Source organism: Arenimonas oryziterrae DSM 21050 = YC6267, from assembly GCF_000420545.1.
Lineage (GTDB): Bacteria > Pseudomonadota > Gammaproteobacteria > Xanthomonadales > Xanthomonadaceae > Arenimonas > Arenimonas oryziterrae.
In genome coordinates this window covers 128,153-155,094 of sequence record NZ_ATVD01000003.1, presented here as the reverse complement: position 1 = coordinate 155,094, position 26,942 = coordinate 128,153, and the positions used below count along the sequence as shown (strand labels likewise).

Sequence of the window (26,942 nt, the reverse complement as noted above, 5' to 3'; positions counted from 1 at the left end):
GTGGACCGCTCATCGTCCGGCACGGTTGCGTGCCGGAGCTGAAAGGTGAATCGACGTGCCACACGGCGGACCGGCAGCGCTTGGATCTTTTTCGCGGCTACGCGGCTCGCGCGTGGCCCTGCTGTTCGCCTTCGCGCTGGCCTTCGCGCTCCTGCTCGCCGCCGGCTGGCAGTCCCTGCGCCAGAGCCGGGCCGCGGCCGCCGAACAGGCGATGGTCGAACATACCCTGGTCGTCCTGCAGCACGGGTTGGAGTTCGATACCGACGTGCTGCAGATGGAGGCCGACCACCGCGCCTTCCTGATCGAAGGCGACCGCGCCTTTGAACAATCACGCGAGGCCCTGCATGCGCGCGCCGGCGAACAGATCGCGGCGCTGCAGGCCCTAACCCGCGACAACCCGCGGCAACAGCAGCGCGTGCTCCTGGCCCGGCGCCTGCTGGCCGAACGGCATGACCGCATGCGCGCGACCTCGGCCTTGGTCGCGCGCGACGGCCTGGCGGCGGCGCGACAGAACTTCGCCGCCCGTGGCCAGGGCAGTCTCGGTCCCTTGCGCGAGGTGCTCGCCACCCTGCGCGGCGAAGAAGAGCAACTGCTCGCACAACGCTCGCGCGCAGCCAGCGACGGCGCGCAACGCCTGCGCTGGGCGCTGTTCTACGGTCCCGCGGCCGGCCTGCTGCTGCTGTTGTGCGGACTGGCGGTGTTGTGGCGGCAGCTCAATGCGACCGAACGCGTCAGTGCCCGGCTCGCGCAGTCCAGCGCGCAGCTGCAGTTCGCCTACGACGTCGCGGGCATCGGCGACTGGGACCTGGACCTGGACACCGGCGCGGCACGGCGTTCGCCGCGGCACGACCAGATTTTCGGTTACGACACGCCGCTCGCGAGTTGGAGCAAGGAATTGTTCCTCGAGCATGTGCATCCCGACGATCGAGCGGCGGTCGAAGCCTCGTTCCAGCAGGCCGTCGCGACCGGCGGCGACTGGAACTTCGAATGCCGCATCCACTGGGCCGATGGCAGCCAGCACTGGATCTGGGCCTGTGGCCGGGTGTTCGACCGCCACGGCGACGGCGCCGCGCACATGCTCGGCACCGTCTGCGACATCACCGAGCGCAAGAACGCCGAGAGCGATCTGCAGAACTTCTTCCGCCTCTCGCGCGATCTGATCTGCGTCTCCTCGCTCGATGGCCGCCTGCTGCGGCTCAACCCGGCCTGGCAGAACACGTTGGGCTATTCGCTCGAGGCGATGCTGGGCCGCCCGTTCCTGGATTTCGTGCACCCCGACGACCTCGACGCGACGATCCGGGAAACCCTCGCGCTGGCCGAAGGCCGGGAAACGATCCTGTTCGAGAACCGCTACCGCACCGCCGACGGCCGCTGGATCTGGCTGCTGTGGAACGCCAGCGCCTCGCCGTCCGACGGCGTGATCTATGCGACGGCACGCGACATCACCGAGCGCAAGGATGTCGAGCAGCGCGTCGCCGCGCTCAATCGCGACCTGTCGTCGCGTTCGGAAGCACTGGAAGCGGCGAACAAGGAACTGGAGGCGTTTTCCTATTCGGTGTCGCACGACCTGCGCGCGCCCTTGCGGCATATCGACGGCTACGCCCGCATCCTGATCGAGGACGCCGCGCCCGTGCTCGACGTCGACAGCCGGCGCTACCTGCAATCGATCAGCGACAGTTCGCGGCGCATGGGCGCCCTGATCGACGACCTGCTCAACCTGGCCCGGCTTGGTCGCAAGCCCTTGCACCAACAGCGTATCGACATGCGTGAGCTGCTTGATTCGGCGATGCGCGACATCGTCACCGGCGAAGCCAACGTCGCGATCGCCGATCTGCCGATGGCCGACGGCGATCCGACCCTGATCAAGCAGGTCTGGATCAACCTGGTGTCGAACGCCGTCAAGTACAGCGCGCCGCGTGCGGCCGACGCCCGCATCGAGATCGCGGGCGAGCGCGCCGGCGAGCGCGTGCGCTATACCGTCAGCGACAACGGCGTGGGCTTCGACATGCGCTATGCCGAGAAATTGTTCGGCGTGTTCCAACGCCTGCATGCGCAGGACGAATTCGAGGGCACCGGCGTCGGCCTGGCGATCGTGCAACGCATCGTCAACCGCCATGGCGGCCGCGTCGATGCGCAGGCCGAACCGGGCGTCGGCGCCACCTTCAGTTTCGAACTCCCCGTCAGCGAGGCAACGACATGAATGATTACCAGCATGTGGAGATCCTGCTCGTGGAGGATTCCGTGGCCGATGCCGAAATGACCCAGCGCACGCTCAAGCGGCGTGGCATCGCCAACGACATCGCCTGGGTAAAGGATGGCGTCGAGGCGCTCGACTACCTTTTCTGTCGCGGGCTGTATGCCGGACGCAAGAACGGCTATCCCAAGCTCGTGCTGCTCGATCTGAAAATGCCGCGCATGGACGGCCTGCAGGTGCTGCGGCACCTCAAGGAAGACGCACACACACGCAACCTGCCCGTGGTCATGATGACCTCGTCGCGCGAAGAGGGCGATCTCATCGAAAGCTACGCGCTGGGCGTGAACAGTTACATCGTCAAGCCGGTGGACTTCGACCAGTTCGCCGAAACCGTTGCCCAGGTCGGCATGTACTGGGTGCTCGCGAACCAGGCGCCGAGTCTGTAGTCATGGCCATGGACAGCATGATGCCCGCCCTGAGAATCCTGCTGGTGGAGGATTCCGCCGACGATCTGGCCTTGAACCTGCGCGCCCTGCGCGATCTGGACCGGCCGGTGCTGACCGAATGCGTGGCCAGCGAACCGGCACTGCGCGAAGCCCTCGCGCGTTTCCTGCCCGACCTGGTGCTCTGCGATTTCTCCATGCCCGGCTTCAGCGGCCAGGAAGCCTTGCGTGTGGTGCACGAGCTCACGCCGGAGACGCCTTTCATCTTCGTCTCGGGCACGATCGGCGAAGAGCTGGCGATCGACGCCCTGCAACGCGGCGCCGCCGATTACGTGCTCAAGGACAATCTGCGCCGCCTGCGTCCGGCGATCGAGCGCGCGCTGCGTACCGCGACCGAACGCCGCGACCGTCTGCGCATCCAGCGCGCGCTCAGCATCAGCGAGGAGCGCTTCCGCGCGATCGTCGAAAACACCAGCGACTGGATCTGGGAAATGGACTTGGGCAAGCGGCTGACCTATTCCAACCGTAGCGTCGCCGACATCCTGGGCTACCCGGTCGAGGCCCTGTACGAACATTCGGCGCTGGATTTCATGCTCGCCGAGGATCGCGCCCGCGTCGAAGCGGCCCTGCCCGGCCTGGTCGCGGACAAACGCGGCTGGAAGGACTGGATCCTGCGCTGGCGGCACCGCGACGGCAGCGTGCGTTTGCTCGAGAGCACGGCGCAGCCGCTGTTCGACGACGAGGGCGAGGTCAGCGTGTACCGCGGCATCGACCGCGACGTCACCCTGCGCGTGCAGCAGGAGCAGAAGATCCGCCAGCTGGCGCGCATCCATGCTGTGCTCAGCGCCCTGGGCAATGCCGTGTTGCGCGCGAACGACACCCAGGAATTGCTCGACATGACCTGCCAGCTCACCGTCGAGCAGGGCCACTTCATGGCGGCCTGCATCGGCGAGCGCACGCCCGGCGGCTGTCTGGCTTTGAGCAGCCACTGCGGCGACGAACGCGTGGTGCGCATGATCGAAGCACTCGGCGATCTTCCTCTAGGCGGCCCGGCGCAGGACGCGCGACCCGCGCAGCGCGCCTTCAACGAAGCCCGCAACATCGCCATCGCCGACTACGGTGCGCTGTCGATCGCCGAGCCGATCCGCCAGGAGATGGCGCAGGTCGGGGTCGCCTCGCAGATCGCCCTGCCGATCGGCACGCCGCCTTGGGGCGTGCTCGGCCTGTTCTCCGACAAGCCGCAGGAATTCGATGCCGAGGAAATCTCGCTGCTGGAGCGGCTGACCGCGGAAATCGACTACGCCCGCAAGTTCATCGCCAAGAGCGAGCATCTGGAATACCTGGCCTACCACAACCCCACCACCGGCCTGCCCAGCCGCGTGGCCTATCGCGACCTGATCGTGCCGCGCATCGAGCGCGCGCCGCAGGCGATCGCGATGGCCGACGTCGACCGCTTTCGCTATTTCAACCAGTCGCGTGGCCGTCCGTTCGGCGACCAGTTGCTGCGCGAAATCGCCGCGCGGCTCAAGTCACTGATGCCACATGGCGCCTTGCTCGCGCATCCGAGCGACGACGCCTTCATCTTCGCGTTCGACCATGCCGGCGATCTGGAAGCGGCGATGGGCAAGGTCGATACGATCCTCGTGGCCTGCGGGGAACAGCCCTTCCTCGTCGAAGGCGAACAGGTGCGCGCGCGCCTGCACGGCAGCGTGCTGCTCGCGCCCTTGCACGAGGACACCGCCGACGGCATCGAACGCACCCTGGTCGCGGTGCTGGCCGAAGCGCAGACGCGCGATCGCGCGGTGCTCGGTTTCACCGAGGAGGTGCGCAGTCGCGCCACGCGGCGCGTCGAACTCGAGCGCGACCTGCGCCATGCCCTGGAAAACGACGGCTTCGAACTGTATCTGCAGCCGAAATTCCATGCCGCGACCCATCGCCTCACCGGCGCCGAGGCGCTGCTGCGCTGGCGACATCCGCAGCGCGGCATGGTCTCGCCCGCCGAGTTCATTCCCGTGCTCGAGGAAACCGGGTTGATCGTCGAAGCCGGCGCCTGGGTCCGCCGGCACGCGCTGAAGGTCTGCCAGCGCTGGCGCGAACTGGGCAGTTTCGGCCTGCGCCTGGCCGTCAACGTTTCGCCCCGCGAACTGCGCCAGCTCAATTTCATCACCGAGTGCGAGCAGCTGCTCGCGCCGTTCGGTGGCGACCACGACCTGGACATCGAGATCACCGAAAGCATGCTCATGGACGACATCGCGCACAGCATCATGGTGCTGCAGGCGTTGCGCGACCTGGGCTGCCGCGTGGCGATCGACGATTTCGGCACCGGCTACTCGTCGCTCAACTACCTCTCGCGCCTGCCCGCGGACGCGCTGAAGATCGACCAGAGTTTCGTCGCCCTGCTCGCGCTCAGTCCCGACACCCTGTCCCTGGTCACCAATATCATCGGCCTGGCGCATTCGCTGGGACTGAAGGTCGTGGCCGAGGGCGTGGAAGAGGAAGAGCAGGCCAAGCTGCTGCGTCTGCTGCGCTGCGACGAGATGCAGGGCTACTTCTTCGGCCGGCCGGTACCGCAGGCGCAGTTCGAGGAAACCTGGTTGCACTGAGCAGGACTTCCGGCAGGTTGTCACGACCAGGCGCGCGGGGTAGCGTCGCGATTCGTTCCTACTGCGGAGTCCGCCATGTCCCTGCGACGCCAGCTCGTCCCCGGTTTTCTGCTGCTCGGCCTCGCGGCCGGCGCGGCGCAGGCCGCCGAAAAACCCTGGGTGACCGCCAGCAATGGCAATACCCGGCTGGTGCTCGAAGCACAGGCGCGCTTCGGTCCCGAGGATGCATCCGCCACGGGCCTGTCGCAGTACGACGGGCTCGCCACCGATCTGGGGCCGAATCTGAGCGCGCGCTACATCGCGTCGATGGAAGAGGTGCGCAAGCAACTGCAGCAGCGCCTGGCCGCCGAGAAAGACGTCAATGTGCGCCAGGATCTGCAGATCCTGATCGCCTCGATCGATGACGATATCGCCGGCATCCGGCTGAGCGACAAGTACAACCTGGATTGGTACGACGTGCCGCAGATGGTGTTCGGCGGCGTGCAGGTCCTGCTCGAGGAGCAGCTGCCGAAAGAGCGGCAAGCGAAATCGCTGGAACTGCTGCAGCGTTACACCGGCCTGTTCCCGGGCAGCACGCCGATGGTCGATCTGGCCAAGGCGCGCTTCGAGGAAAGCCGCGGCAAACCCGGCCTGACCGGTCCGTTCAAGGCGCGCGTCGAGCAGTCGATCGGCAACGTGCCGACCTATATCAAGGGCATCCGCGAGCTGTATGCGACCTTCAAGATCGCCGGCGCCGAACCGGCCCTGGCGGCGCTCGAGCAGCAGCTCACCGACTACGCCGCCTGGGAAAAAGCGCAGGTGCTGCCGCTCGCGCGCACGGACTTCCGCCTGCCGCCGGAGATGTATGCGTATCGCCTCAAGCGCGTCGGCATCGACATCGACCCGATGGTGCTCGTGCAGCGTGCACAGCTCGAATACATGGAAACGCGCGCCGCGATGCAGGCACTGGCACCGCTGGTGGCCAAGCAGAAAGGGTTTGCCGCGACCGACTATCGCCAGGTGATCGCGCTGCTGAAAAAGAACACGATCGCCAACGACAAGCTCGAGCCGCACTACGCGGGCATCAATACCCAGCTCGAAGCGGCGATCCGTCGCGATCATGTCGTTGACTTGCCGGCGCGCCCGATGATCATGCGCCTGGCTTCGGAGGCCGAATCGGCCGCGCAGCCCGCCCCGCACATGCAGCCGCCGCCGCTGGTGGGCAATACCGGCGAGCAGGGCCAGTTCGTGCTGCCGGTCGGCAATCCGACCGCGGCCGGTCCGGGCGAGGCCTACGACGATTTCAATCATCCCTCGGCAGCGTGGACGCTCAGCGCGCATGAAGGCCGTCCGGGCCACGAGTTGCAGTTCACCGCGATGGTCGAACGCGGCGTCTCGCAGGCGCGCAGCCTGTACGCGTTCAACAGCGTGAATGTCGAAGGCTGGGCGCTGTATGCCGAAGCCGAGATGCTGCCGAGCGAGCCGCTTGACGGTCAGATGATCGCCCTGCAGTTCCGCCTGCTGCGCGCCGCGCGCGCGATGCTCGACCCGATGTTGAATCTCGGCCTGATCAGCCGCGAGGACGCGGGCAAGGTGCTCACCGGCGAGGTGATGCTGTCGGCGCCGATGGCGCGCCAGGAACTGGACCGCTACACGTTCCGTTCGCCCGGTCAGGCCGGCAGCTACTTCTACGGCTATGCGCGCATCCTGCAGCTGCGTGCGGAAACGGAAGTCGCGCTCGGCGACAAGTTCGACCGCCTGGCCTTCAACAACTTCCTGCTCGATCAGGGCCTGTTGCCGCCGGACCTGCTGGCGAAAGCCGTGCGCGAGGAGTTCGTGCCGGCGCAGAAGGCGCGGGCCGCGAAATAATCCGGAGGGTTCGGAGACCCCGAAACCCGGCGAAAGCCGGGTTTCTTTTTACAGCGTGCGCGTCTGGCCGCCGTCGACGTCGACGATGGCGCCCTGCAGATAGGCCGCCCGCGGCGAAAGCAGGAAAGCGACAGTCTGCGCGATGTCTTCCGGCGCGCCGAAGCGGGGCACGCCGAAACCCTGCGCGAGTTGCGCGCTCGCGCTCGCTTCGTCCATGCCGTGTTCGTTGGCGTAGTAGCGCACGCGCACCTGCAGCCGCTCGGTGGCGATCGAGCCGGGATTGACCGCGTTCACCCGGATGCCGTCGCTTTGGCCGCGATCGGCCAGTGCCTTGGTGAGATTGAGCACGGCGGCATTGACCGAACCGCCGATGGTGAATTCGGCGCTGCCGGTGCGTCCGCCGATGCCGCCGATGTTCACGATGGCACCGCGTTGTTGCTGCAGGGCCGGCCAGGCCGCGCGCGCCAGACGCATCGCGCCGAAAAACTTCAAGGCGAAACCATCGTCCCAGGCGGCGTCGGAAAGCGCGAGAAAATCGCCGCGCTGCGTCGCGCCCGCGTTGTTGACCAGCGCGTCGAGCCGCCCGAACCGCGATAGCGTCGCCGCGACGACCGCGTTCGCCGCGTCGGGCTCGCGCAGGTCGCGCACGATCTGCAGGTGTTCGCCTGAGAGCATCGCGGCTGTTTCAGCGAGCCCGTCTGCCGAGCGCGCCACCAGGACCACGCGCATGCCTTCGGCCGACAGCACCTGCGCGATCGCGCGGCCGATGCCGCGGCTGGCGCCGGTCACGACGACGGTCTTGTCCTGCAAGGCGAGATCCATGGGCGCTCCGGTTTATTTCAAGGTGCGTTCGAACAGCTGATAGATGCGCCGGTATTCGTCGTACCAGCTTTCGGGCTGCACGAAACCGTGGCGTTCCATCGGATAGGGCGCCAGCTCCCAGTGATCCTTCTTCAGTTCGATCAGGCGCTGCGACAGGCGCACCGAATCCTGGAAGAACACGTTGTCGTCGATCATGCCGTGCGCGATGAGCAGGTTGCCGCGCAGGCCGTCGACGAATTCGATCGGCGAGGACACCTTGTAGGCCTCCGGATCGACGTCGGGCGTGTTGAGGATGTTGGAGGTGTATTCGTGGTTGTAGGTCGTCCAGTCGGTCACCGGACGCAGGGCCGCACCGGACTTGAACACGTCCGGCGCGCGGAACAGACCCATGAAGGCCATGAAGCCGCCGTAGCTGCCGCCGTAGATGCCGACATTGCCGGCGTCGCCCTGATGCTGCGCGACGAGCCAGTTCACGCCGTCGATGTAGTCATCGAGTTCGGGATGGCCCATCTGCCGGTAGATCGCCGTGCGCCACGCGCGGCCGTAACCTTCCGAGCCGCGGTAGTCCATGTCCAGCACGATGTAGCCCTGCTGGACGAGCAGGTTGTTGAACATCTGCTCGCGGAAATAGTTGGGATAGCGTCGGCTGACGTTCTGCAGATAGCCCGCGCCGTGCACGAACATCACCACCGGATATTTCTTGCCGGCCTCGAGCTGGGCCGGGCGGTAGAGCTTGGCCCAGACCACGCCGGCGCCGTGCGTGGACGGCACCTGCACCAGTTGCGGTTCGATCCAGGTGCGCGCCTTGAACTCGGCCGTGCGCGTGTCGGTCAGACGCGTCGCGGCACCGCCGCTGCTGGCGACGACGGCCAGCTGGATCGGCAGATAACTGCCGGAATAGCGCACGAGCAGCTTGCTGCCGTCGGGCGCGAGCACGTAGTCCTCGACGCCATCGAGCGCGGTGACTTCGCGCAGCGCGCCGCCGTTGCGCGAGGTGGCGCAGACTTCGTAGTCGCCCGGCGACTGCGGGTTGCACAGGAAGTACGCGGTGGCGCCGTCGGCCGACCACTGCACGGCGGAGGTTTCCCAGGTGCCCGTGGTCAGCGCGGTCGGCTTGCCACCCGGCACCAGCGTGTAAAGGTGCGAATAGCCGCTTTCTTCCGACAGGTACCACAGCGTGCGGTGGTCGGGCAGCCAGCCGAAATCGTTGAAGTTCCAGTTGATCCAGCCCGGATCGGTGAGGCGGTGCGCGCCGCGCAGACGCGCGTTGGCAAGGTCGATCGTGGCGATCCAGCGATCCTTGTTGTCGATCGCGCGCAGCATGACCGCGATCTGGTTGCCGTCGCCGGACCAGTGCATCGTTGCGCCGGCGGTGTTGTCGCCTTCGTTGACGATGCGCACGCCGCGATTGCCCTTCAGCGGCTCGAGCTTCTGCGCGGCGCGCAGCGTGGCGAGCGGATCGGTGGCGATGCCGGGCAGGCCGTCGTAGGGCAGGTCGCGCACGCTGCCGCTGGTCAGATCGACGAGCTTGAGCGACTGCGCGGTCGGCAGGTTGCGGCCGACACGCGTATGCACGTCTTCGACTTCTTCGTAGCCCGACTCGGTGATGTATTTCGGCATCTTGCCGGTGCGGCCGGTGTCGGCGCCCTTGGGCGAGACCACCACGAGCAGCCAGCGGCCATTCGGCGACAGGCTGCTCGCATCGATCTGCACGTCCGCGCCCAGGTACACCGGCGCGGCGGCACGGGTCGGATCGGCCTTGCGCAGCGCGTCCGATTGCGCGCGCAGGGCTTCGCGATCGTCTTTCTGGCGCTGCAGGGTGGCGATCAGGCGCAGCTGCAATTCGCGCTGGGCATCCTTGCCCGGTGCGGCGGCAGGATCCTTGTCCGCGCGTGGCAGGGCGATCGGCGCGAGCAGGCGATCGGCGGCCGTCCAGACGAACCAGTCGCTGCCGACGCGGAACTGCACGCCGCGGCCGTCGGCGGAGTATTGCGGCTCGGCTTCGCTGTCGCTGCTGCGGGTGATCTGCACGAGCGCGCCGCTGCGCAGATCGCGTTCGAAGATGTCGCCGTTGCGCACGAACACCATGCGCGTGCGGTCGTGATTGAACACCGGGCTGTCGGCATCGAGACCGCCGCGCTCGCTGTCGCCGAGCACGCGCGCGCCGCTGCCATCGCTGCGCTGCGTGTAGGTGTCGCGCAGCGGCGAGCCGGTGTGTTTGCGCGTGTAGTTCACCTGCTGGCTGTCCCAGGCCCACCAGGCCGACTCGACCGGGGTGCCGATCCAGTCCGGATGCGCCATCGCCTGGTCGAGCGTGAGGGGCGTCTGCGCCAGGGCCGGCGTGGTGGCCAGCAGGGCGAGGGCGAGCAGGCGAAAACGCATGGGCGGCTCCGGGATCGGGGATCGGGTTCAGGAAAGTCCTCAAGCCTAGCAAACACGCGCCGCGCGGCCGCCCCCGGAAAGTCATGGCTGCCCTGTGAGCGGCGCTTTCCCCATTCGGCGTTTGCGGCGACAATCCGGTAAATCCAGCGCCCCCGCGCCATGCACGCCTTCGTATACAAATCCCAGCGTAAGCCCGATACCTACCTGTACCTGCGCGAGAAGGACGCCTTCGGCCTTGTGCCCGATCCCGTGCGCCTGCCGCTGGGACCGCTGGTGTTCGTGCTCGAGGTCGAGCTGGTGCCGGGCCGCAAGCTCGCGCGTGCCGATGCCGAGGTCGTGCGCGCGAACCTGAGTGACCGCGGCTTCCACCTGCAGGCTCCGCTGAGCGTGCTCGATCCGCTCGTCGAAGGCGGTGTCGGCGATGGCTGACGCCCGGCCTGCCCTGCGGCCCTGGGCCTTGCTGGCCCTCGGGCTGGGCCTGGCCTGGTCGACACTGGCATTGCCGACGCAGCCGGTCGCGATCGCCCTGCTGCTGGCCCTGGCGCAACCCGTGCTCGTGCTCGGCTGGAGCGCGCTGCGCGGCAGCCGCGACCTCGCCCGCCCGCGGTTTCCACTACTCGCCGACCTCGCCAGCATCAGCCTGCTCTGGCTGCTCGCCGAAGGCCTGCTCGCGCTCGCCGTGTCCTGGCCGCTGGAGAGCCTGCGCGAAAGCGGCGCACTCATGCCCGCGCTGGGCCTGAGCCTGTCCGCGGGGTTCGTCCTGGTCGGTCTGTGGCGGCTGTGGCCGGCCTTTGCGCAGGCCTCGCGCCACGGGCAGTCGTTCGCCGGTCTGCTGTCCTCGGTCGGCGACGCCGGCGCCCTGCGCGGTCTGGCGATCGCGGCGGTCGTGTTCGCGGTCATCGCCTTGGGTCTGTGCCTGGCCTGGCCGGGCGTGTTGCCGGCGCCGGCGCGGTTGCCGGTGCTGATCGCCTATCCGCTGCTGGCGCTGGCCGCCCATGCCTTCGTGCACCGCCATGGCGACCTGGCGCGCACCGCGCCGGTCGCGAGCGAGACCGTGAGTCGAGCGAGCGTCGTCGCGGCGGCTGCGCCAGCGACGCCGGCGACCACCGAGGGCGCCGATCTGCCGGCCGATGCACGTCTGTATGCGGCTTTGCGCTCCGGTCGCGTGGACATCGCGCTCGCTGCGCTCGCCGACGGCGCGAATGCGCACACGCTGCCGCTCGAAGGCGATCGCGACCAGCGCACGCTGCCGATGCTCGCGGGCCTGCTCGGCGATCTGAAACTGCTGCGCGAACTGATCAAGCGCGGCGTCGATCTCAATCTGCGTCATGGTGGCCTGACGCCGTTGCTCGCGGCCACGCGCGACAGCTGGCACGGCCGTCCGGAAGCGGTGATGACCCTGCTTGCGAACGGCGCCGATCCGCGCGCGGCCGACAGCGAGGGCAATACGCCGCTGCACCATGCCGCGCGCAGCACCGATCCGGCCGTCGCGGCCCTGCTGCTCGATGCCGGTGCGCAGGTCGATGCGCTCAATGGCGAAGGCTTCAGCGCACTCGGCGTGGCCTGCAATTCCGGCAACTGGCGCCTCGCACGCTATCTCATCGAACACGGCGCCAAGCCCGAGCCGGCGGGCGGGCAACCGGCCCTGCTCGCGGCGGTTGCCGGCGAAGACGATCCGGCCGGCGTGCAATTGCTGTTGCGGCACAAGGCGCGCGCCGATGCCCGCGGCCACGAACAACGCACCGCACTGATGCAGGCCGCGGCGAGCGGCAATGCGGAAATCGTCGGCGTGCTCGTCGATGCCGGTGCCGATCGCAACGCCCACGACGCCAACGGCCTCACGCCCTTGCTCGAGGCCGCGCGCAACGGTCACACCGACGTGGTCGCGCGCCTGGCGCTGACGCGTCCGAACGTCGCCGCGACCGATGCGCAGCAGCGCAATGCCCTGGTGCTTGCCTGCATCGGTGGCGCGTCGCCGGATCTGCTGCGGCAGCTGATGGTGCTCGGCGTCGATCCCAATCAGGCCGATGCCGAAGGCCGCCGGGCGATGGACTACGCGATCGAGAGCGGGCGCTGGCCGCAGGTCTCGGTGCTCGATCCCGCGTACGCCTTGCCGAGCAATGTCGCCGAAGGCATGGCCGAGGGACATTTCGAGAAAACGCCGCAGGAATTGCTGCGCGAAGCCCTGCAGTCGCAGCGCCTGGAATCGGCCGAAGCGATGCTGCGTCTGGGCGTGGGCGTGTCGCCGGAAGCGCTGGCGATGCTGCTGCTGGAATTTTCCGACGCCGACAATCTGCTGTGTTTCGACTGGCTGCTGCGCCATGGCGCGCCGGCCGATCTGCTGCTGCGCGGCGAAGACGGCGTGCTGTTCCATCTGCTCGACCGCGGCGGCATGGCGCAGCCCGCGCTGTGGCGTCTGCTTGAACGCGGCCAGGCGGTCGGCGGTGTCGGCGGCCTGTCGCGTTTCCTGCAGGCCTGCCTGGCCGGCGAATACGTGTCACGCGGCAACGAACAACTCGCGATCGCGCTGTTCGAGCGTGGCGCCGATGCGTTCGGCGTGCGTGCGCCCTGCGATCCGCCGCTGATCGCGGCGGTGCGCCTGGGCTGGTCGCGGCTGGCGGAAATGCTGCTGCTGGCCGGTGTCGATCCCAATGCGCGCGATGCGCGCGGCCAGACCGCGGTGCATGTCGCCGCCGCGCTCGGTCGCGAAAATGCGCTGCGCCTGCTGATCCGTTTCGGCGCCTTGCCACAGGCGCGCACACCCGGCGGCCAGACCGCGCTCGGTATCGCGCTCGCGGCCGGCCGCAGCGATCTCGGTCACTGGCTGGAATGGCGCGGCTGGACCTTGCCCGGTCGCGCGCTGCAGCCCGCGGACTTGCCGGCCGCGGCGATCGGCGGCGACGCCGATGCGGTCGCGCGCCTGCTCGATCTCGGCCTGCCGGTCGATGCCGTCGATCACCAAGGTTGTACCGCGCTGCTGCGCGCGGCCGGCGGCGGTCACGAGGCGATGGTGCAGGTGCTGCTCGATCGCGAGGCCGATCCCGGCATCAGCGCGCGCACCGGCGCGACACCCTTGTCGGCGGCGATCAGCATGCGTCATCTGCCGGTCGTCGATCGTCTGTTGCTCGCTGGCGCCGATACCAATCAGGCCCTGCCCGGCGGCGTGACGCCGCTGATGCTGTCCGCCGCGCTGGGTCTGCCAGAAATCGCCGGCCGTTTGCTCGTGCGTGGCGCCGATGTCGACGCGCTCGACGATCAGGGCCTGAGCGCGCTGCATTGCGCGGCCTTGCACGCATTCACCGCGCGCGAACGCCAGCGCGTGCTGGCCCTGTTCGATCTGCTGCTGATGGCCGATCTGCCGCCGGACACCGCCAACCTTGCCGGCCAGACGCCCTTGCTGTTGTTGCTCGGTGCGCGTGCCGAAGCCGGCGCGGCCTGCGACGAGGATGTACTCCTGGCCGTGCTCGAACGCCTGCTCGGCGAGGATGTCTCGCTCGATCACCAGGACCAGCGCGGCCTGTCGCCGCTGCACATGGCGGCGATGCATGGCCTGTCGCGCGTGGTGCAGCGTCTGCTGCGCGAAGGCGCCGAGCGCAACCTGCGCGACGGTCTCGGCCGCACGCCGCACGATCTGGCGCTGCTGCGCGGTTACGTCGACATCGCCTCGGAATTCGAACCTGCGCGCGGCGCGCCGTCGCTGGCGCGGTTCCTGCGCGATCCGCGCTAAGCCGGCCGCGACGTTCCGTCGAGTCCGCGTCCCGGATCAGGCGATCTGGCCGGGCTCGCGTTTTTCATCATTGCGACTGGCATCGGCCTCGAACAGGCCTTCGAGATCCTTGAGCGCCTGCTGCGAGTTGGCGATCAGCGCCGCTTCGTCGTCGTAGATCAGGTATTGCTCGCGCATGATGCGTTCGTCGTGTTCGCGGAATCGCTCGCGGCGCTCCTGCGCGACGTCCGGCGGAATGCCCAGGGCCTCGAGCACCTGCTGGCTCATCTCCAGGCTCGAATGGAAGGTCTCGCGGATCACTTCCACGCCCAGATCCATGAGTTTGAAGGCGTGCTGGCGATTGCGCGCGCGCGCGAACACTTTCAGGTTCGGATACAGGCGGCGCAGCAGGCGCGCGGTGCGCACCGTGGTTTCCGGATCGTCGGTGGTGAGCACGAATACTTCCGCGCGCTCGGCATGCGCGGCGCGCAGCAGCTCGGGTTTGGACGGGTCGCCGAAATAAATCATCGTGCCGAAGCGGCGCGACAGATCGACCTGCTCGGTATTGTGTTCGAGCGCGGTGAACGGGATCTTCTGTGCGCGCAGGATGCGTCCGACGATCTGGCCCATGCGGCCGAAGCCGGCGATGATCACGCGCGGCGTCTCGTGGTCGATGACGTCGGCGGGGCGCTCTTCCTTCGGCTCCGGGTGCTTGAGCAACAGGCGCGACATCGCGATGACGATCAGCGGCGTCGCCGCCATCGACAGACCGACGATCGCGACGAGGCGATCGCGCAGCGCGCCGTCGATGAGGCCGGCCTTGAACGCCTCGCCGAACACGACGAAGGCGAATTCGCCGCCGAGCGCGAGCACCGCGCCGAGCATCAGCGCCTGGCGCAGCGGCAGGCCGCCCGGTCGCCAGCCGACCGCGACGAGCACGATCAGCTTCACGAGCATCAGCGCGCCGACGCCGGCGGCGATCAGGCCGGGCTCGGCCATCACGCGACTGACGTCGATACTCATGCCCACGGCCATGAAGAACAGGCCGAGCAGCAGGCCCTTGAACGGATCGATCTGCGCTTCGAGCTCGTGGCGGAATTCCGAATCGGCGAGCAGCACGCCGGCGAGGAAGGCGCCCAGGCCCATGGAAAGTCCGGCGAGCTGCATCAGCCAGGCCGTGCCGACCACGACCAGCAGCGCGGTCGCGGTGAACACCTCGCCCATCTGCGTCCATGCGGCCGCGCGGAACAATTGCCGCAGCAGCAGGCGACCGCCGATGACCACGAGCGCGATCATGCCTACCGCCTTGAGCACGGCGTCCAGCGGCAAGCCCGAGTGCGCGGCGGACTTGGCTTCACCGAGCAGGGGAATGAGGGCGAGCAGCGGAATCGCGACCAGGTCCTGGAACAGCAGGATCGCAAAACCCATGCGGCCGAAGCCCGTGGTCAGTTCCTTGCGCTCGGCCAGCAGCTGCAGACCGACCGCCGTCGACGACAGCGCCAGACCCAGGCCGATGACGAAATTGGCTTTCCAGCCCAGGCCCAGCATCGCCGTCGCTGCGGCGATGGCGAGCGCGGAGATCGCCACCTGCAGTCCGCCGATGCCGAACACGTGCCGGCGCATGACCCACAGGCGCGAGGGCGACAGTTCCAGGCCGATGACGAACAGCATCATCACCACGCCCAATTCGGATACCGCGAGGATGCTGGTGGAATCCTTCGCCAGCTTGAGGCCGTAGGGACCGATCGCGGTACCCGCGACCAGATAGCCCAGCACCGCGCCCAGGCCGAGCCGGCGGAACAGCGGCACCGCGACGACCGCCGCGAGCAGGAAGATCAGGAAAAGTTCGAGATAGCCTTGACCGTGCATGCGCGCCTCGGATTCTTGCCCGGATTATGCACGGCACGGCGGCCGGAAACGAGAACGCCGGCTTGCGCCGGCGTTCCGTGGTGACGTGGTCCGAACCCTCAGCCGCGACGCATCGCGCTGAAGAATTCGTCGTTGGACTTGGTCGTCTTCATCTTGTCGAGCAGGAATTCCATCGCGGCCAGCTCGTCCATCGGATGCAGGAGCTTTCGCAGGATCCAGATCTTCTGCAGCATGTCCGGTTCGATCAGCAACTCTTCGCGGCGCGTGCCGGAGCGGTTGATGTTGATCGCGGGATAGACGCGCTTTTCGGCGATGCGGCGGTCCAGGTGCACTTCTGAGTTGCCGGTGCCCTTGAACTCTTCGTAGATCACCTCGTCCATCTTCGAGCCGGTGTCCACGAGCGCGGTCGCAATGATCGTCAGCGAGCCGCCTTCTTCGACGTTGCGGGCCGCGCCGAAGAAACGCTTCGGGCGGTGCAGCGCGTTGGCGTCGACGCCGCCGGACAGGACCTTGCCCGAGCTGGGCACGACCATGTTGTAGGCACGCGCGAGGCGGGTGATCGAGTCGAGCATGATCACCACGTCTTTCTTGTGCTCGACCAGGCGCTTGGCGCGCTCGATCACCATTTCGGCGACCTGCACGTGGCGCGCGGCCGGTTCGTCGAACGTGGAGGAGATGACTTCGCCGCGCACCGTGCGCTGCATTTCCGTCACTTCTTCCGGACGCTCGTCGATCAGCAGCACGATCAGGTGCGTTTCCGGATGGTTGTGGATGATCGCCTGGGCGATGTTCTGCATCATCATCGTCTTGCCGGCTTTCGGCGGCGAGACGATCAGCGCGCGCTGGCCTTTGCCCTGCGGCGCCATCAGATCCATGATGCGGCCGGTGATGTCTTCCGACGAGCCGTTGCCGCGTTCGAGCGTGAAGCGCTTGCGCGGGAACAGCGGCGTCAGGTTCTCGAACAGCACCTTGCCCTTCGACGCTTCCGGCGGCTCGCCGTTGATCGTGTCGACGATGTTGAGCGCGACATAGCGCTCGCCGTCTTTCGGGCTGCGGATGCGGCCGGAGATCTCGTCGCCGGTGCGCAGGTTGAAGCGGCGGATCTGGCTGGGCGAGATGTACACGTCGTCCGGACCGGCCAGGTAGCTGGCATCGGCCGAGCGCAGGAAGCCGTAGCCGTCGGGCAGGATTTCCAGCACGCCGTCGCCGGCGACGCCGTTCGGGTGGCGGGTGAGCACCTTGAGCAGGGCGAAAGTGACGTCCTGCTTGCGCATGCGCGCCACGCCCTCGTGCAGGTTCAGCGTTTCCGCCATCTCCAGCAGCTTGTGCGCGGGCATGCGCTTGAGTTCGGTCAGCGTGTAGCTGGGGAAATCGGGCGGCAGCTGCGGCGGCTGGTAATTCTGCTGGCGCTCGCCGCGGTCGTTGTTGCCGCCGTTGTTGTTGTTCTCGCCGGCCTCGTCACCGCCGCCCTGGCGGTTGCGGTCGCGATCCTTGAAACGGTCGCGGAAGCGGTCGCGGCGATTGCGGTTGCGGTTCTGGAAGCCGCCTTCTTCGCCGCCCTGGCCGCCTTCGCGGGATTCCTGGGAGGCATTGGCATTGTCACCGCCCTGGCCGCCTTGTTGGCCGCCCGGCGCGCCGCCTGAGGGCTGGCCGCCGGCGTGGCCGCCGTGCTGTCCGCCTTGCGGATGGCGCGGTGCCGGGTGTTCGGCACTGGCCTCGGGCGCACGCGGCGGCGCCGGCGCATACGCCTCGGCGACAGGCGCGCTGTCGACCGCAGGAGCGGCGGCGTCATCGGCAGTTCGGGGTTTGTTGGGTCCGCGCGGTTTGCGCGGGGCTTTCACGGCAGGACTGCCGGTTTCGGTCTCGTTGTCGGACACAGAGTTCCTCGCGAATGCGAGTCAGGGGAAGAAAGGAGAGGGTGCAGAGAGAGCAGTGCCGTGGGCACCTTGCTGGGACTTACGCTACCACCGGCTGCGGGCAGACCACAAGCGCGGCGCTAAACGGGGAGGGTGGCCGGTCCGCCGCGCGGGGCGGGGTGGCGGGTCGGCGAAACCGGCGCGTGGGCGCCGGTTTCGCGACCGGAGTTCGGATTACAGGCCCGATTCCATCAGTTTGACCAGGCGCTGCTTGATGTCGCCCGGCACGCCGATCTGGGTGCCGAACGGCTTGCCGTCCTTGAACAGGATCAGGGTCGGCACGCCGCGCACGGCGTAATTGCGCGGGCTGCTCGGATGGTCGTCGATGTTGAGCTTGACCACCTTGACCTTGCCCGCGTAGTTGCCGGCGAGCTCTTCGACGAGCGGGTTGATCATCTTGCAGGGGCCGCACCACGGTGCCCAGAAGTCGACCAGCACGGGCGTGTCGGACTTCAGGACCTGGCTTTCGAAATCCGCATCGCCGACATGGGTTACTTGGTCACTCACGGGGAAACTCCTGATTCTTATAGAAGAAGACAGCCGGGTCTGGCCATCGATTGCGCTAAACTGGGGGTTCTCATGCCGAAAACCAACCGGCACCCGTCCCGAAACACCGTCGCAGTTTGCGACCCCCGCGCCACCGGCGCAAGCGCGGCTAGACCGCGCGAATGAGCAAAAATGACTGATAAACCACTGACTGATATCGCTTTTTCGAATTTTGACCTGAACCCGCAAGTTCTCGCCGGCCTCGAAGCCGCGGGTTTCACGCGCTGCACGCCGATCCAGGCCATGACCCTGCCGATCGCCCTCGCCGGGCGCGATGTCGCCGGTCAGGCCCAGACCGGCACGGGCAAGACCCTCGCCTTCCTGGTCACCCTCGTGAACCGCCTGATGACCCGGCCGGCCCTGGCCAACCGTGGTCCGGCCGATCCGCGCGCGATGATCCTCGCGCCGACCCGCGAGCTGGCGATCCAGATCCACAAGGACGCCGAGAAATTCGGCAGCGCCCTCGGCCTGAAGTTTGCGCTCGTCTACGGCGGCGTCGATTACGACAAGCAGAAAGCCATGCTGCAGTCGGGCGCCGACGTCATCATCGCGACCCCGGGTCGCCTGATCGATTACGTCCGCCAGGGCGTCGTGCACCTGCACGCCTGCGAAGTCTGCATCCTCGACGAAGCCGACCGCATGTTCGACCTGGGCTTCATCAAGGACCTGCGCTTCCTGCTGCGCAAACTGCCGCGCCGCGAAGAGCGCCAGACCCTGATGTTCTCGGCGACGCTGAGCCATCGCGTGCTCGAGCTCGCCTACGAGCACATGAACGAGCCGGAAAAGGTCGTCGTCGAGGCGGAGTTCGTGACCGCGGCGCGCGTGCGCCAGAAGATCTATTTCCCGGCCAACGAAGAAAAGCTGCCGCTGCTGATCGGCCTGCTCTCGCGCACGGAAGCCAACCGCACGATGGTGTTCGTCAACACCAAGGCCTGGGTCGAGAAAGTCGCCCGCGCCCTGGAGCGCGCGCACTACCGCGTCGGCGTGCTGTCGGGCGATGTGCCGCAGAAGAAGCGCCAGAGCCTGCTCGCCAAGTTCCAGCGCGGCGAACTGGAAATCCTCGTCGCGACCGACGTCGCTGCGCGCGGCCTGCACATCGATAACGTCAGCCATGTGTACAACTTCGACCTGCCCTTTGAGGCCGAGGACTACGTGCACCGCATCGGCCGCACCGCGCGCCTCGGTGCCGAGGGCGATGCGATCAGCTTCGCCTGCGAGATCTACGCGCAGGGCCTGCCGGCGATCGAGGCCTACATCGAGCAGAAGATTCCGGTCGAGCCGGTGACCACCGAAGCCCTGACCGCGATCCCGCGCACGCCGCGCGAGCCGCTGGTCGGTGCTGACGGCGAAAAGGCCGAGTCGATCGCCGACATCTTCCGCGAAGCCCGCGCCGAACTCGAAGCCAGCGGCCGTGGCCCGAAGAAGGGCGGCAGTGGCGGACGCGGCGGTCCCGGTTCGGGTCCGCGTCGCGAGGGTTCGTCGTCGCGCGGTCCGCGTCGTGAGGGCGGCGCCTCGTCCTCCGGCACGCCGCGACCGCCGCGCGATCCGAATGCGGCACCGCGCCCGCCGCGCGATCCCAATGCGCCGCCGCGCCCGCCGCGCGATCCGAACGCGCCGCCGCGCGAACGCAACCGCCGCGGTCCGCGCCCCGAGGGCGCGCCGCGCAACGATCAGGCCGCGGCCCATGCCGCCGCGAAAGTCACCGGTCCCGCACCGGTCGTCGCCGCGCCCGGCGTGTCGAAAGAGTCCTTCCTCAAGCGCTTCGCGAGTCGCGTGAAGTCCTGGGTCAAGCCAGGCTGAAGACAGGCGGCCCGGTGGCGACACCGGGTCGACGACGAAGGGCTTTCGCGCTCAGGAGCGCTCCTACATGATGGCGTCGAGCCATCGCGGAACGAACCATGACCCTGCTGCGTTTCGACAACGTCACCAAGAGTTATCCCGGCGGCCACACCGCGCTGAGCGAACTGAGTTTTTCGGTCGACGAAGGCGAGATGATTTTCGTCACCGGCCATTCCGGCGCCGGCAAGAGCACCCTGCTCAAGCTCATCCACCTGAGCGAACGGCCGACGCGCGGCACCGTGCTCGTCGAAGAACGCAACCTCGCGAAAGTGCGCGGCCGCCAGGTGCCGCTGCACCGGCGCCGTGTCGGCGTGGTCTACCAGGACCATCGCCTGCTCATGGACCGCAGCGTGTTCGACAACGTCGCCCTGCCCTTGCTGATCGCCGGCACACCCTCGGCGGAAGTCGGCCGGCGGGTGCGCGTCACGCTGGAAAAAGTCGGCCTCGGCGCGCGCGAAAAAGCGCGTCCGGGCGAGTTGTCGACCGGTGAGCAGCAACGCGTCGGCATCGCCCGCGCGATCGCCGCGCAGCCGCGCCTGCTGGTCGCCGACGAACCGACCGGCAACCTCGATCCGACCCTCGCCGCCGAAATCATGGATCACTTCGCTGCCCTGCCGGCGCAGGGCACGACGGTGATGATCGCCAGCCACGACCTCGCCTTGGTCAAGCGCATGCGCCGGCGCGTGCTCGTGCTCAGTCACGGCAAACTCGCCGACGACATCTCGCCCGAGGAGCTGGCCTCGTGAGTGCCAACAAGTCCGACATCCGGCACAAGCCCGCCGCCGCGGCGCGCATCAGCGAAGGCGGCGTACTCAAGCGCCTGCGCGCGTGGCGCGAGCAGCATGCCTATTCGCTGGTCTCGAGCCTGGGCCGGTTCTTCCAGCGTCCGTTCGCGACCTTGCTCACGGTCGGCGTCATGGCGGTGGCGATCGCGCTGCCGCTGGGTCTGGGCCTGGGGCTGGCGAACATCGAACGTTTTTCCGGCAGCGTGCGCGAGTCGCGCGAAATCGGCCTGTTCCTCAAAGTCGAGGTCGATGCTGCGGCCGCGCAGCGTCTGGCGGATGAATTGCGTGCGCGCCCCGATGTCGCCGGCGTGGTCATCAAGACGCCGGAACAGGGTCTGGCGGAATTCCGGCAGATGAGCGATCTCGCCGGCGCGCTCGACGTGCTCGAGGACAATCCGCTGCCGACTGTGCTCGTCGTGCAGCCGCGCGACGAGGGCGTGGCCCTGGCGGCCGCATTGAAGTCGCGGCCGGAAGTCGACCTCGTGCAGCACGACGCGGTCTGGCGTCAGCGCCTGTCGGCCTGGCTGGCGTTTGGTGCCCGCCTGATGTGGGTGATCGCGGCCTTGCTGGGCTTGGGCGTGTTGCTGGTCGTGGGCAATACCGTGCGCCTGGACATCGGCGCGCGCCGCGAGGAAATCGGCATCCTGCAGCAGCTCGGCGCCACCGACGGATTCGTGCGCCGGCCCTTCGTCTACCTCGGTGCCTGGTACGGCCTGGCCTCGGGCGTGCTCGCCCTGGCGGTGCTGCTGGTCGCGGGCTGGGCCTTGCAACCGCGCCTGTCGCCCCTGATCGCCAGTTATGGCAACCAGTTCCACCTCGATGGCCCGGGCTGGCTGGGCGCATTGGCCGTTCTGGCAGGCGCGACGGCGATCGGCTGGCTCGGCGCGTGGCTCGCCACGGGCCATCATCTGAGGCAGACTCGCCCCACGCAGATCTGAGTGTTCCCATGAGCAGTCCCGGCTTCCGACTAGTCGATACCACGTCGCCACGCATCATGGTGGTGGACGGGTCGAAGGTCGTGCGCAAGATGATCGAAGGCGTGCTGCGCCAGCAATTGCCGGACATGGAGTTCGTCGGCTGCGAAACCGGTGCCGAAGCCAAGGCGGCCTTGCAGGCCGGCAGCATCAATCTGGTCACCACCGCGCTGCGTCTGTCGGACATCGACGGCCTCGAGCTCGCGCGTTATATCCGCGACCACACGCCGCAGGCCTACATCCCGATCATCGTGGTGTCGGGCGACGTGCAGGAGCGTCTGGAGACGCGCAGCATCAGCGACGATGTCACCGACTATTTCGACAAGTCGCTTGGCTTCAACGCGCTGGCGGCTTTCATCAAGGGCTATGTCGCACCGGAATCGGAAGCGGGCGGCGAAGTGCTCTACGTCGAGGACAGCCGCGTGGTCGCCGTCGCAACCCGGCGCATGCTGGAAAAACACGGTCTGACCGTCATCCATTCCACCGGCGTCGAGGATGCGATCGCGCATCTGGAAACGATGAAGGCGCAGGGTCGCATTCCCGGCCCGGACGTCGTGCTCACCGACGTGTATCTCAAGGGCGAGTTGACCGGCAAGGATCTGGTGCATTCGATCCGCCGCGACTTCAACTATCCCAAAGGCCTCTTGCCCGTGCTGGTCATGACCGGCGACGCCAATCCGGCCAACCAGACCGACCTGCTGCGCGCGGGCGCGAACGATCTCGTGCAAAAGCCCATCGAGGAGCGGTTGCTGGTCACCAAGCTGCTGTTCCAGCTGCGCGTGGGCCGCCTGATCCGGCAGAAGCTCGCGAAGTAGCCCGCAGTGCCGGCGTACCTGCGCCGACCCGAGCATTGGCGTGCGCGTGGCCTCCGGCCCGCTTGTATCATCCTTTCGTTGCCCACCCTGATCCCAAGGAATCCCGCCATGCGTCCGAGCCTCCGTGCTGTTCTCGTCCTCGCCCTGTCCGTCGCGATGCTGTCCGCCTGTACCCGGGCCGGCGAAGCGCCGGGGTCGGAAACCGTCGATGTGTTCACGATCAAGCTCGGCGATTGCCTGAGCAGCGGCATGGACGCGCAGTCGGTGGCCGAGATGGACAAGATCGATTGCGCCAAGCCGCATGTGTACGAGGTCTATCACGCGTTCGACATCGATCGCGGCGCGTTCCCGGGCGACGACGTCGTCGACAAGCTCGCCGAAGAAGGTTGCACCAAAGCTTTTGCCGGTTTCGTGGGCAAGTCCTATGACGATTCCGAGCTGCACCTGCAGACGCTCACGCCGCAGGCGGACGGCTGGAAGGAAAAGAACGATCGCGAAGTGCTGTGCCTGATCGTCACCGAAGACGAATCGCCGCGCACCGGCTCGGCCAAGGGCCTGGGCATCTGAGCGCGACCCGGTCGCGGATGACCGAAACCGCATGACCGAAGATGCGATTCGTCTGGAGCCGTCCTGGAAGGGACGGCTCGCCGAGTATCTGCAACGGCCGGACATGCGCGCGTTGGCCCACTTCCTGCGCGCGGAGAAAGCCAAGGGCAAGCGCATTTATCCGCCCGGCGCGCAGATGTTCGCCGCGCTCGACGCGACGCCGTTCGAGGCAGTGAAGGTGGTCGTGCTCGGCCAGGATCCGTATCACGGTCCGGGCCAGGCGCACGGTCTGTGTTTTTCCGTGGCGCCGGGCGTGGACGTACCGCCGTCGCTGGTGAACATCTTCAAGGAAATCGAACGCGACCTCGGGCTGCCGCGACCCGCGCACGGCTACCTGCTGCCCTGGGCCCGCCAGGGGGTGTTGCTGCTCAACTCGGTGCTGACCGTGGAGGCGGGCATCGCCGGCTCGCATCAGGGCAAGGGCTGGGAAGGGTTCACCGACCATATCGTCGCCACGCTCGACCGCGAGCGCGAGGGCCTGGTGTTCCTGCTCTGGGGCAGTTACGCACAGGCCAAGGGCAAGATCATCGATGCGCGCAAACACTGCGTGCTGCGCGCGCCGCATCCTTCGCCGCTGTCGGCGCATCGCGGCTTCATCGGCTGCGGCCATTTCTCCGCCGCCAATCGCTGGCTCGCCGGGCGCGGCCTCGCGCCGATCGACTGGGCCCTGCCGGCCCCGTAGCAGCGGCCGGGTCCCCTGCCGAAATTACAGGGCGCGATCGGCGACGCGTTGGGCGAGGGACTCGGGGCTTTCGCGCGTGGTGTCGAGAACGAGCTCGGCGTGCTCGGGACGTTCGTAGGGCGAATCGATGCCGGTGAAATTCGGAATCAGCCCCGCGCGCGCTTTCGCGTACAGCCCCTTGAGATCGCGGCGCTCGCATTCGGCCAGCGGCGTGTCGACGAAGATCTCGACGAACTCGCCTTCCTTGAACAGCTCGCGCGCCAGGCGCCGCTCATCGCGGAACGGCGAGATGAAACTCACGATGACGATCAGGCCGGCATCGACCATGAGCTTGGCGACTTCGGCGACGCGGCGCACGTTCTCGACGCGGTCCTCGGCGCTAAAGCCGAGGTCGCGGTTCAAGCCATGGCGCACGTTGTCGCCGTCGAGCAGATAGGTGTGGCGACCTTCGGCGAGCAGACGCTTTTCGACCAGATTGGCGATCGTGGATTTGCCCGAGCCCGACAGGCCGGTGAACCACAGGCAGCGCGGTGTCTGGTGCTTGAGCGCGGCACGCGCCTCCTGATCGACGTCCAGCGCCTGCCAGTGCACGTTCGCGGCGCGGCGCAGCGCGAAATCGATGGTACCGCCTGCGACCGTCGCCAGCGTCTGCTTGTCGATGAGGATGAAGGCGCCGAGCGTGCGATTGTTTTCGTAGGCCTCGAAGGCGATCGCCTGATCGAGACTGAGATTGCAGTAGCCGATCTCGTTGAGCTCCAGGCGTTTGGCCGCGAGCGGCTCCTGCGTGTTCACGTCGACCTTGTGCTTGATCTCGGTGACCTGGGCATTGACGGTCGCGGTGCCCAGCTTGAGCGCGTAGCTGCGCCCGGGCAGCAGCGGTGCCGCGCCCATCCACAGCAGGTGAACGGCGAACTGATCGGCGACCGGCGGTGGCGTGCTGGCGCTTGCGAGCACATCGCCACGACTGATATCGATTTCATCGGCGAGCGTGACCAGGATCGATTGCCCGGTGCCCGCCTGCGCGAGCGGCGTGTCGCCGAGCGCGATCGAGGTGATCGTGCTGGTCTGGCCCGAGGCCGCGACGACGACCGGGTCACCGACGCGGACCGCGCCGGCGGCGATCTGTCCGGCGAAGCCACGGAAATCCTGGTTCGGCCGGCAGACCCATTGCACGGGCAGGCGAAAGCCCGCGGAGTCCGCGGCGCGACCGGTCGCGCGCGCGCAGGCTTCGAGATGCGCCAGCAGGCTGGGGCCGCGATACCAGGGCGTGTTCGGCGAGGGCATCATCAGGTTGTCGCCACGCAATCCGGACAACGGAATCGCGGTGACCGCCTCGATGCCCAGCGCCGTGGCGAGCGCCTGGTAGTCGGCGACGAGCGTGTCGAACACGCCCTGGTCGTAGGCCACCAGATCCATCTTGTTCACCGCCAGCACGACATGGCGGATGCCGAACAGGCGCGCGAGATAACTGTGTCGACGCGTCTGCGTCAGCAGTCCCTTGCGCGCATCGACGAGCACGATCGCGAGGTCCGCGGTCGAGGCGCCGGTGGCCATGTTGCGCGTGTACTGCTCGTGGCCGGGGCAATCGGCGACGATGAAGCTGGCCGCGTCGGTACTGAAATAGCGGTAGGCGACATCGATGGTGATGCCCTGCTCGCGCTCGGCCGCCAGGCCGTCGAGCAACAGGGCGTAGTCGACGTCGGCGCCCTGCGTGCCATGGCGTCGGCTGTCGTTGTCCAGGGCGCTGATCTGATCGTCGAACAGCGCGCCGGTGTCATGCAACAGACGACCGATCAGCGTGCTTTTGCCATCGTCGACACTGCCGCAGGTGATGAAGCGCAGGCGCGGCTTGCTCTCGTGCGTGGCCAGGCGTTGCGCAAGGGTCGGGTCGTTCATCAGAAATACCCTTCCTGTTTCTTTTTCTCCATCGACGCGCCCGGATCGTGGTCGATGAGCCGGCCCTGGCGTTCGGAGGTGCGCGCGACCCGCATCTCGGCGATGACCGCATCGAGCGTCTCGGCCTGCGATTCGACCGCGCCGGTCAGCGGATAGCAGCCGAGCGTGCGGAAACGCACCTTGCGCAGCTGCGGCACTTCGCCCGGTCGCAGCGGCAGGCGTTCGTCGTCGACGAGCAGCAGCCCGCCGTCGCGTTCGACCACCGGCCGCTCCTTGGCGAAATACAGCGGCACCACGGCGATGTCCTCGCGGGCGATGTACAGCCAGATGTCGAGCTCGGTCCAGTTCGAGAGCGGGAACACGCGCACGCTTTCGCCGGCATGCACGCGCGGGTTGTACAGATCCCACAGCTCCGGACGTTGCGCCTTCGGGTCCCAGCGGTGCTGGGCGTTGCGGAAGGAAAAAACACGCTCTTTCGCCCGCGATTTTTCCTCGTCGCGGCGTGCGCCACCGATCGCGGCATCGTAGCCGCCGGCATCGAGCGCCTGCTTGAGCGCGAGTGTCTTCATGATTTCGGTATGCACGGCGGCACCGTGACTGAACGGACCGACGCCCGCGCGCACGCCGTCGGGATTGATGTGCACGCGCAGATCCAGTCCGTGCTGTGCGACGACGGCATCGCGGAACGCGATCATTTCGCGGAACTTCCAGGTCGTATCGACATGCAGCAGCGGCATCGGCGGCACGGCGGGCGCGAAGGCCTTGCGCAGCAGGTGCAGCAGCACCGACGAATCCTTGCCGATCGAATACAGCAGCACCGGGCGCTGAAACGAGGCGGCGACTTCGCGCAGGATATGCAGGCTCTCGGCTTCGAGGCGGTCGAGGTGGGAGAGCGCGGGTACCGCAGACATCATGGGTCGCCTTGGCCGGGGAAGCGTCGCCGGTGCGGCCGGCGACGGGTCGTTGGGGGAGTGTGACGTAAATGAGGGCGCCGACGGAATCTCCGCGTCGCGGAG

General features: G+C 67.6%; 19 protein-coding genes. 12 read left to right on the top strand and 7 right to left on the bottom strand.

Annotation, left to right across the window (positions count from 1 at the left end):
- Positions 1–112 precede the first annotated feature (112 nt).
- The 4 genes from G467_RS17505 (at position 113) to G467_RS16130 (ending at position 7,088) form a co-directional block, all read left to right on the top strand.
- The gene (locus tag G467_RS17505) at positions 113–2,200 is read left to right on the top strand and encodes a PAS domain-containing protein (RefSeq protein WP_022969426.1); all 2,088 of its coding nucleotides are present in this window, start codon (positions 113–115) and stop codon (positions 2,198–2,200) included.
- A complete protein-coding gene (locus tag G467_RS0109090) occupies positions 2,197–2,640 on the top strand; it encodes a response regulator (protein WP_022969425.1) in 444 nt (147 codons plus the stop codon). Before G467_RS17505 ends, G467_RS0109090 begins: the two co-directional genes overlap by 4 nt.
- A 20-nt stretch (positions 2,641–2,660) precedes the next feature.
- Positions 2,661–5,240 (top strand): EAL domain-containing protein, encoded by a 2,580-nt coding sequence (locus G467_RS0109085; RefSeq protein WP_162140750.1) that lies wholly within the window; start codon positions 2,661–2,663, stop codon positions 5,238–5,240.
- Positions 5,241–5,315: 75 nt separating this feature from the next.
- The gene (locus G467_RS16130; protein WP_022969423.1) at positions 5,316–7,088 is read left to right on the top strand and encodes a DUF885 domain-containing protein; all 1,773 of its coding nucleotides are present in this window, start codon (positions 5,316–5,318) and stop codon (positions 7,086–7,088) included.
- A gap of 48 nt (positions 7,089–7,136) precedes the next feature.
- Here the strand turns inward: G467_RS16130 and G467_RS0109075 are convergent, their stop codons facing one another.
- Both G467_RS0109075 and G467_RS0109070 read right to left on the bottom strand, forming a co-directional pair.
- The gene (locus G467_RS0109075; RefSeq protein ID WP_022969422.1) at positions 7,137–7,910 is read right to left on the bottom strand and encodes an SDR family oxidoreductase; all 774 of its coding nucleotides are present in this window, start codon (positions 7,908–7,910) and stop codon (positions 7,137–7,139) included.
- Between the two features lie 12 nt (positions 7,911–7,922).
- The gene (locus G467_RS0109070; protein ID WP_022969421.1) at positions 7,923–10,292 is read right to left on the bottom strand and encodes an alpha/beta hydrolase family protein; all 2,370 of its coding nucleotides are present in this window, start codon (positions 10,290–10,292) and stop codon (positions 7,923–7,925) included.
- 159 nt (positions 10,293–10,451) lie between these two features.
- On the opposite strand from G467_RS0109070, the gene G467_RS0109065 reads away from it, so the two are divergent.
- Together G467_RS0109065 and G467_RS0109060 are read left to right on the top strand one after the other, a co-directional pair.
- Complete coding sequence (locus G467_RS0109065; RefSeq protein WP_022969420.1) at positions 10,452–10,721, top strand: YcgL domain-containing protein; 270 nt, start codon at positions 10,452–10,454, stop codon at positions 10,719–10,721.
- The gene (locus tag G467_RS0109060) at positions 10,714–14,019 is read left to right on the top strand and encodes an ankyrin repeat domain-containing protein (protein WP_026802525.1); all 3,306 of its coding nucleotides are present in this window, start codon (positions 10,714–10,716) and stop codon (positions 14,017–14,019) included. The genes G467_RS0109065 and G467_RS0109060 overlap by 8 nt, the downstream gene beginning before the upstream one ends.
- A 36-nt stretch (positions 14,020–14,055) precedes the next feature.
- Here the strand turns inward: G467_RS0109060 and G467_RS0109055 are convergent, their stop codons facing one another.
- The 3 genes from G467_RS0109055 to trxA all read right to left on the bottom strand — a co-directional run bounded on the left by G467_RS0109055 (position 14,056) and on the right by trxA (position 18,290).
- Positions 14,056–15,867: a monovalent cation:proton antiporter-2 (CPA2) family protein gene (locus G467_RS0109055; RefSeq protein ID WP_022969418.1), complete on the bottom strand. Its 1,812-nt coding sequence runs from the start codon at positions 15,865–15,867 to the stop codon at positions 14,056–14,058.
- A gap of 98 nt (positions 15,868–15,965) precedes the next feature.
- The gene (rho, locus tag G467_RS0109050) at positions 15,966–17,744 is read right to left on the bottom strand and encodes a transcription termination factor Rho (RefSeq protein ID WP_022969417.1); all 1,779 of its coding nucleotides are present in this window, start codon (positions 17,742–17,744) and stop codon (positions 15,966–15,968) included.
- Positions 17,745–17,957: 213 nt separating this feature from the next.
- Positions 17,958–18,290, bottom strand: coding sequence for a thioredoxin (gene trxA / locus G467_RS0109045; protein WP_022969416.1), 333 nt, complete (start codon positions 18,288–18,290; stop codon positions 17,958–17,960).
- Positions 18,291–18,461: 171 nt separating this feature from the next.
- Between trxA and rhlB the strand changes: the two genes are divergently transcribed.
- The 6 genes from rhlB to ung all read left to right on the top strand — a co-directional run bounded on the left by rhlB (position 18,462) and on the right by ung (position 24,030).
- Entirely contained in the window at positions 18,462–20,129 is a 1,668-nt protein-coding gene (gene rhlB, locus G467_RS0109040) for an ATP-dependent RNA helicase RhlB (RefSeq protein WP_022969415.1), read from the top strand.
- Between the two features lie 98 nt (positions 20,130–20,227).
- Entirely contained in the window at positions 20,228–20,914 is a 687-nt protein-coding gene (gene ftsE, locus G467_RS0109035) for a cell division ATP-binding protein FtsE (RefSeq protein ID WP_022969414.1), read from the top strand.
- A gap of 47 nt (positions 20,915–20,961) precedes the next feature.
- Positions 20,962–21,891 carry a permease-like cell division protein FtsX gene (gene ftsX / locus G467_RS0109030; RefSeq protein ID WP_026802524.1) on the top strand — a complete coding sequence of 310 codons (930 nt, stop codon included), beginning with the start codon at positions 20,962–20,964 and terminating at the stop codon, positions 21,889–21,891.
- Between the two features lie 8 nt (positions 21,892–21,899).
- Positions 21,900–22,742: a response regulator gene (locus G467_RS0109025; protein WP_022969412.1), complete on the top strand. Its 843-nt coding sequence runs from the start codon at positions 21,900–21,902 to the stop codon at positions 22,740–22,742.
- Positions 22,743–22,850: 108 nt separating this feature from the next.
- Positions 22,851–23,309 carry a septum formation family protein gene (locus G467_RS16125; RefSeq protein ID WP_022969411.1) on the top strand — a complete coding sequence of 153 codons (459 nt, stop codon included), beginning with the start codon at positions 22,851–22,853 and terminating at the stop codon, positions 23,307–23,309.
- A 31-nt stretch (positions 23,310–23,340) separates the two neighbouring features.
- Entirely contained in the window at positions 23,341–24,030 is a 690-nt protein-coding gene (gene ung / locus G467_RS0109015) for a uracil-DNA glycosylase (RefSeq protein ID WP_022969410.1), read from the top strand.
- Between the two features lie 24 nt (positions 24,031–24,054).
- Here the strand turns inward: ung and cysN are convergent, their stop codons facing one another.
- Positions 24,055–25,926, bottom strand: a complete 1,872-nt coding sequence (gene cysN, locus G467_RS0109010) for a sulfate adenylyltransferase subunit CysN (RefSeq protein ID WP_022969409.1) — start codon at positions 25,924–25,926, stop codon at positions 24,055–24,057.
- On the bottom strand, positions 25,926–26,837 hold the full coding sequence (gene cysD / locus G467_RS0109005; protein WP_026802522.1) for a sulfate adenylyltransferase subunit CysD: 912 nt from the start codon (positions 26,835–26,837) through the stop codon (positions 25,926–25,928). The genes cysN and cysD overlap by 1 nt, the downstream gene beginning before the upstream one ends.
- Between the last annotated feature and the right edge of the window lie 105 nt (positions 26,838–26,942).

Excerpts from the sequence above, each read along its gene's own strand:
- G467_RS16125 (WP_022969411.1), top strand. The coding sequence starts at position 22,851 with ATGCGTCCGAGCCTCCGTGCTGTTCTCGTCCTCGCCCTGTCCGTCGCG.
- G467_RS16130 (WP_022969423.1), top strand. The coding sequence starts at position 5,316 with ATGTCCCTGCGACGCCAGCTCGTCCCCGGTTTTCTGCTGCTCGGCCTC.
- G467_RS0109065 (WP_022969420.1), top strand. The coding sequence starts at position 10,452 with ATGCACGCCTTCGTATACAAATCCCAGCGTAAGCCCGATACCTACCTG.
- G467_RS0109090 (WP_022969425.1), top strand. The coding sequence starts at position 2,197 with ATGAATGATTACCAGCATGTGGAGATCCTGCTCGTGGAGGATTCCGTG.
- G467_RS0109055 (WP_022969418.1), bottom strand. The coding sequence starts at position 15,867 with ATGCACGGTCAAGGCTATCTCGAACTTTTCCTGATCTTCCTGCTCGCG.
- G467_RS0109060 (WP_026802525.1), top strand. The coding sequence starts at position 10,714 with ATGGCTGACGCCCGGCCTGCCCTGCGGCCCTGGGCCTTGCTGGCCCTC.
- cysN (WP_022969409.1), bottom strand. The coding sequence starts at position 25,926 with ATGAACGACCCGACCCTTGCGCAACGCCTGGCCACGCACGAGAGCAAG.
- G467_RS0109025 (WP_022969412.1), top strand. The coding sequence starts at position 21,900 with ATGAGCAGTCCCGGCTTCCGACTAGTCGATACCACGTCGCCACGCATC.
- G467_RS0109075 (WP_022969422.1), bottom strand. The coding sequence starts at position 7,910 with ATGGATCTCGCCTTGCAGGACAAGACCGTCGTCGTGACCGGCGCCAGC.
- G467_RS0109085 (WP_162140750.1), top strand. The coding sequence starts at position 2,661 with ATGCCCGCCCTGAGAATCCTGCTGGTGGAGGATTCCGCCGACGATCTG.
- G467_RS0109070 (WP_022969421.1), bottom strand. The coding sequence starts at position 10,292 with ATGCGTTTTCGCCTGCTCGCCCTCGCCCTGCTGGCCACCACGCCGGCC.
- ftsE (WP_022969414.1), top strand. The coding sequence starts at position 20,228 with ATGACCCTGCTGCGTTTCGACAACGTCACCAAGAGTTATCCCGGCGGC.
- ung (WP_022969410.1), top strand. The coding sequence starts at position 23,341 with ATGACCGAAGATGCGATTCGTCTGGAGCCGTCCTGGAAGGGACGGCTC.
- rhlB (WP_022969415.1), top strand. The coding sequence starts at position 18,462 with ATGACTGATAAACCACTGACTGATATCGCTTTTTCGAATTTTGACCTG.
- cysD (WP_026802522.1), bottom strand. The coding sequence starts at position 26,837 with ATGTCTGCGGTACCCGCGCTCTCCCACCTCGACCGCCTCGAAGCCGAG.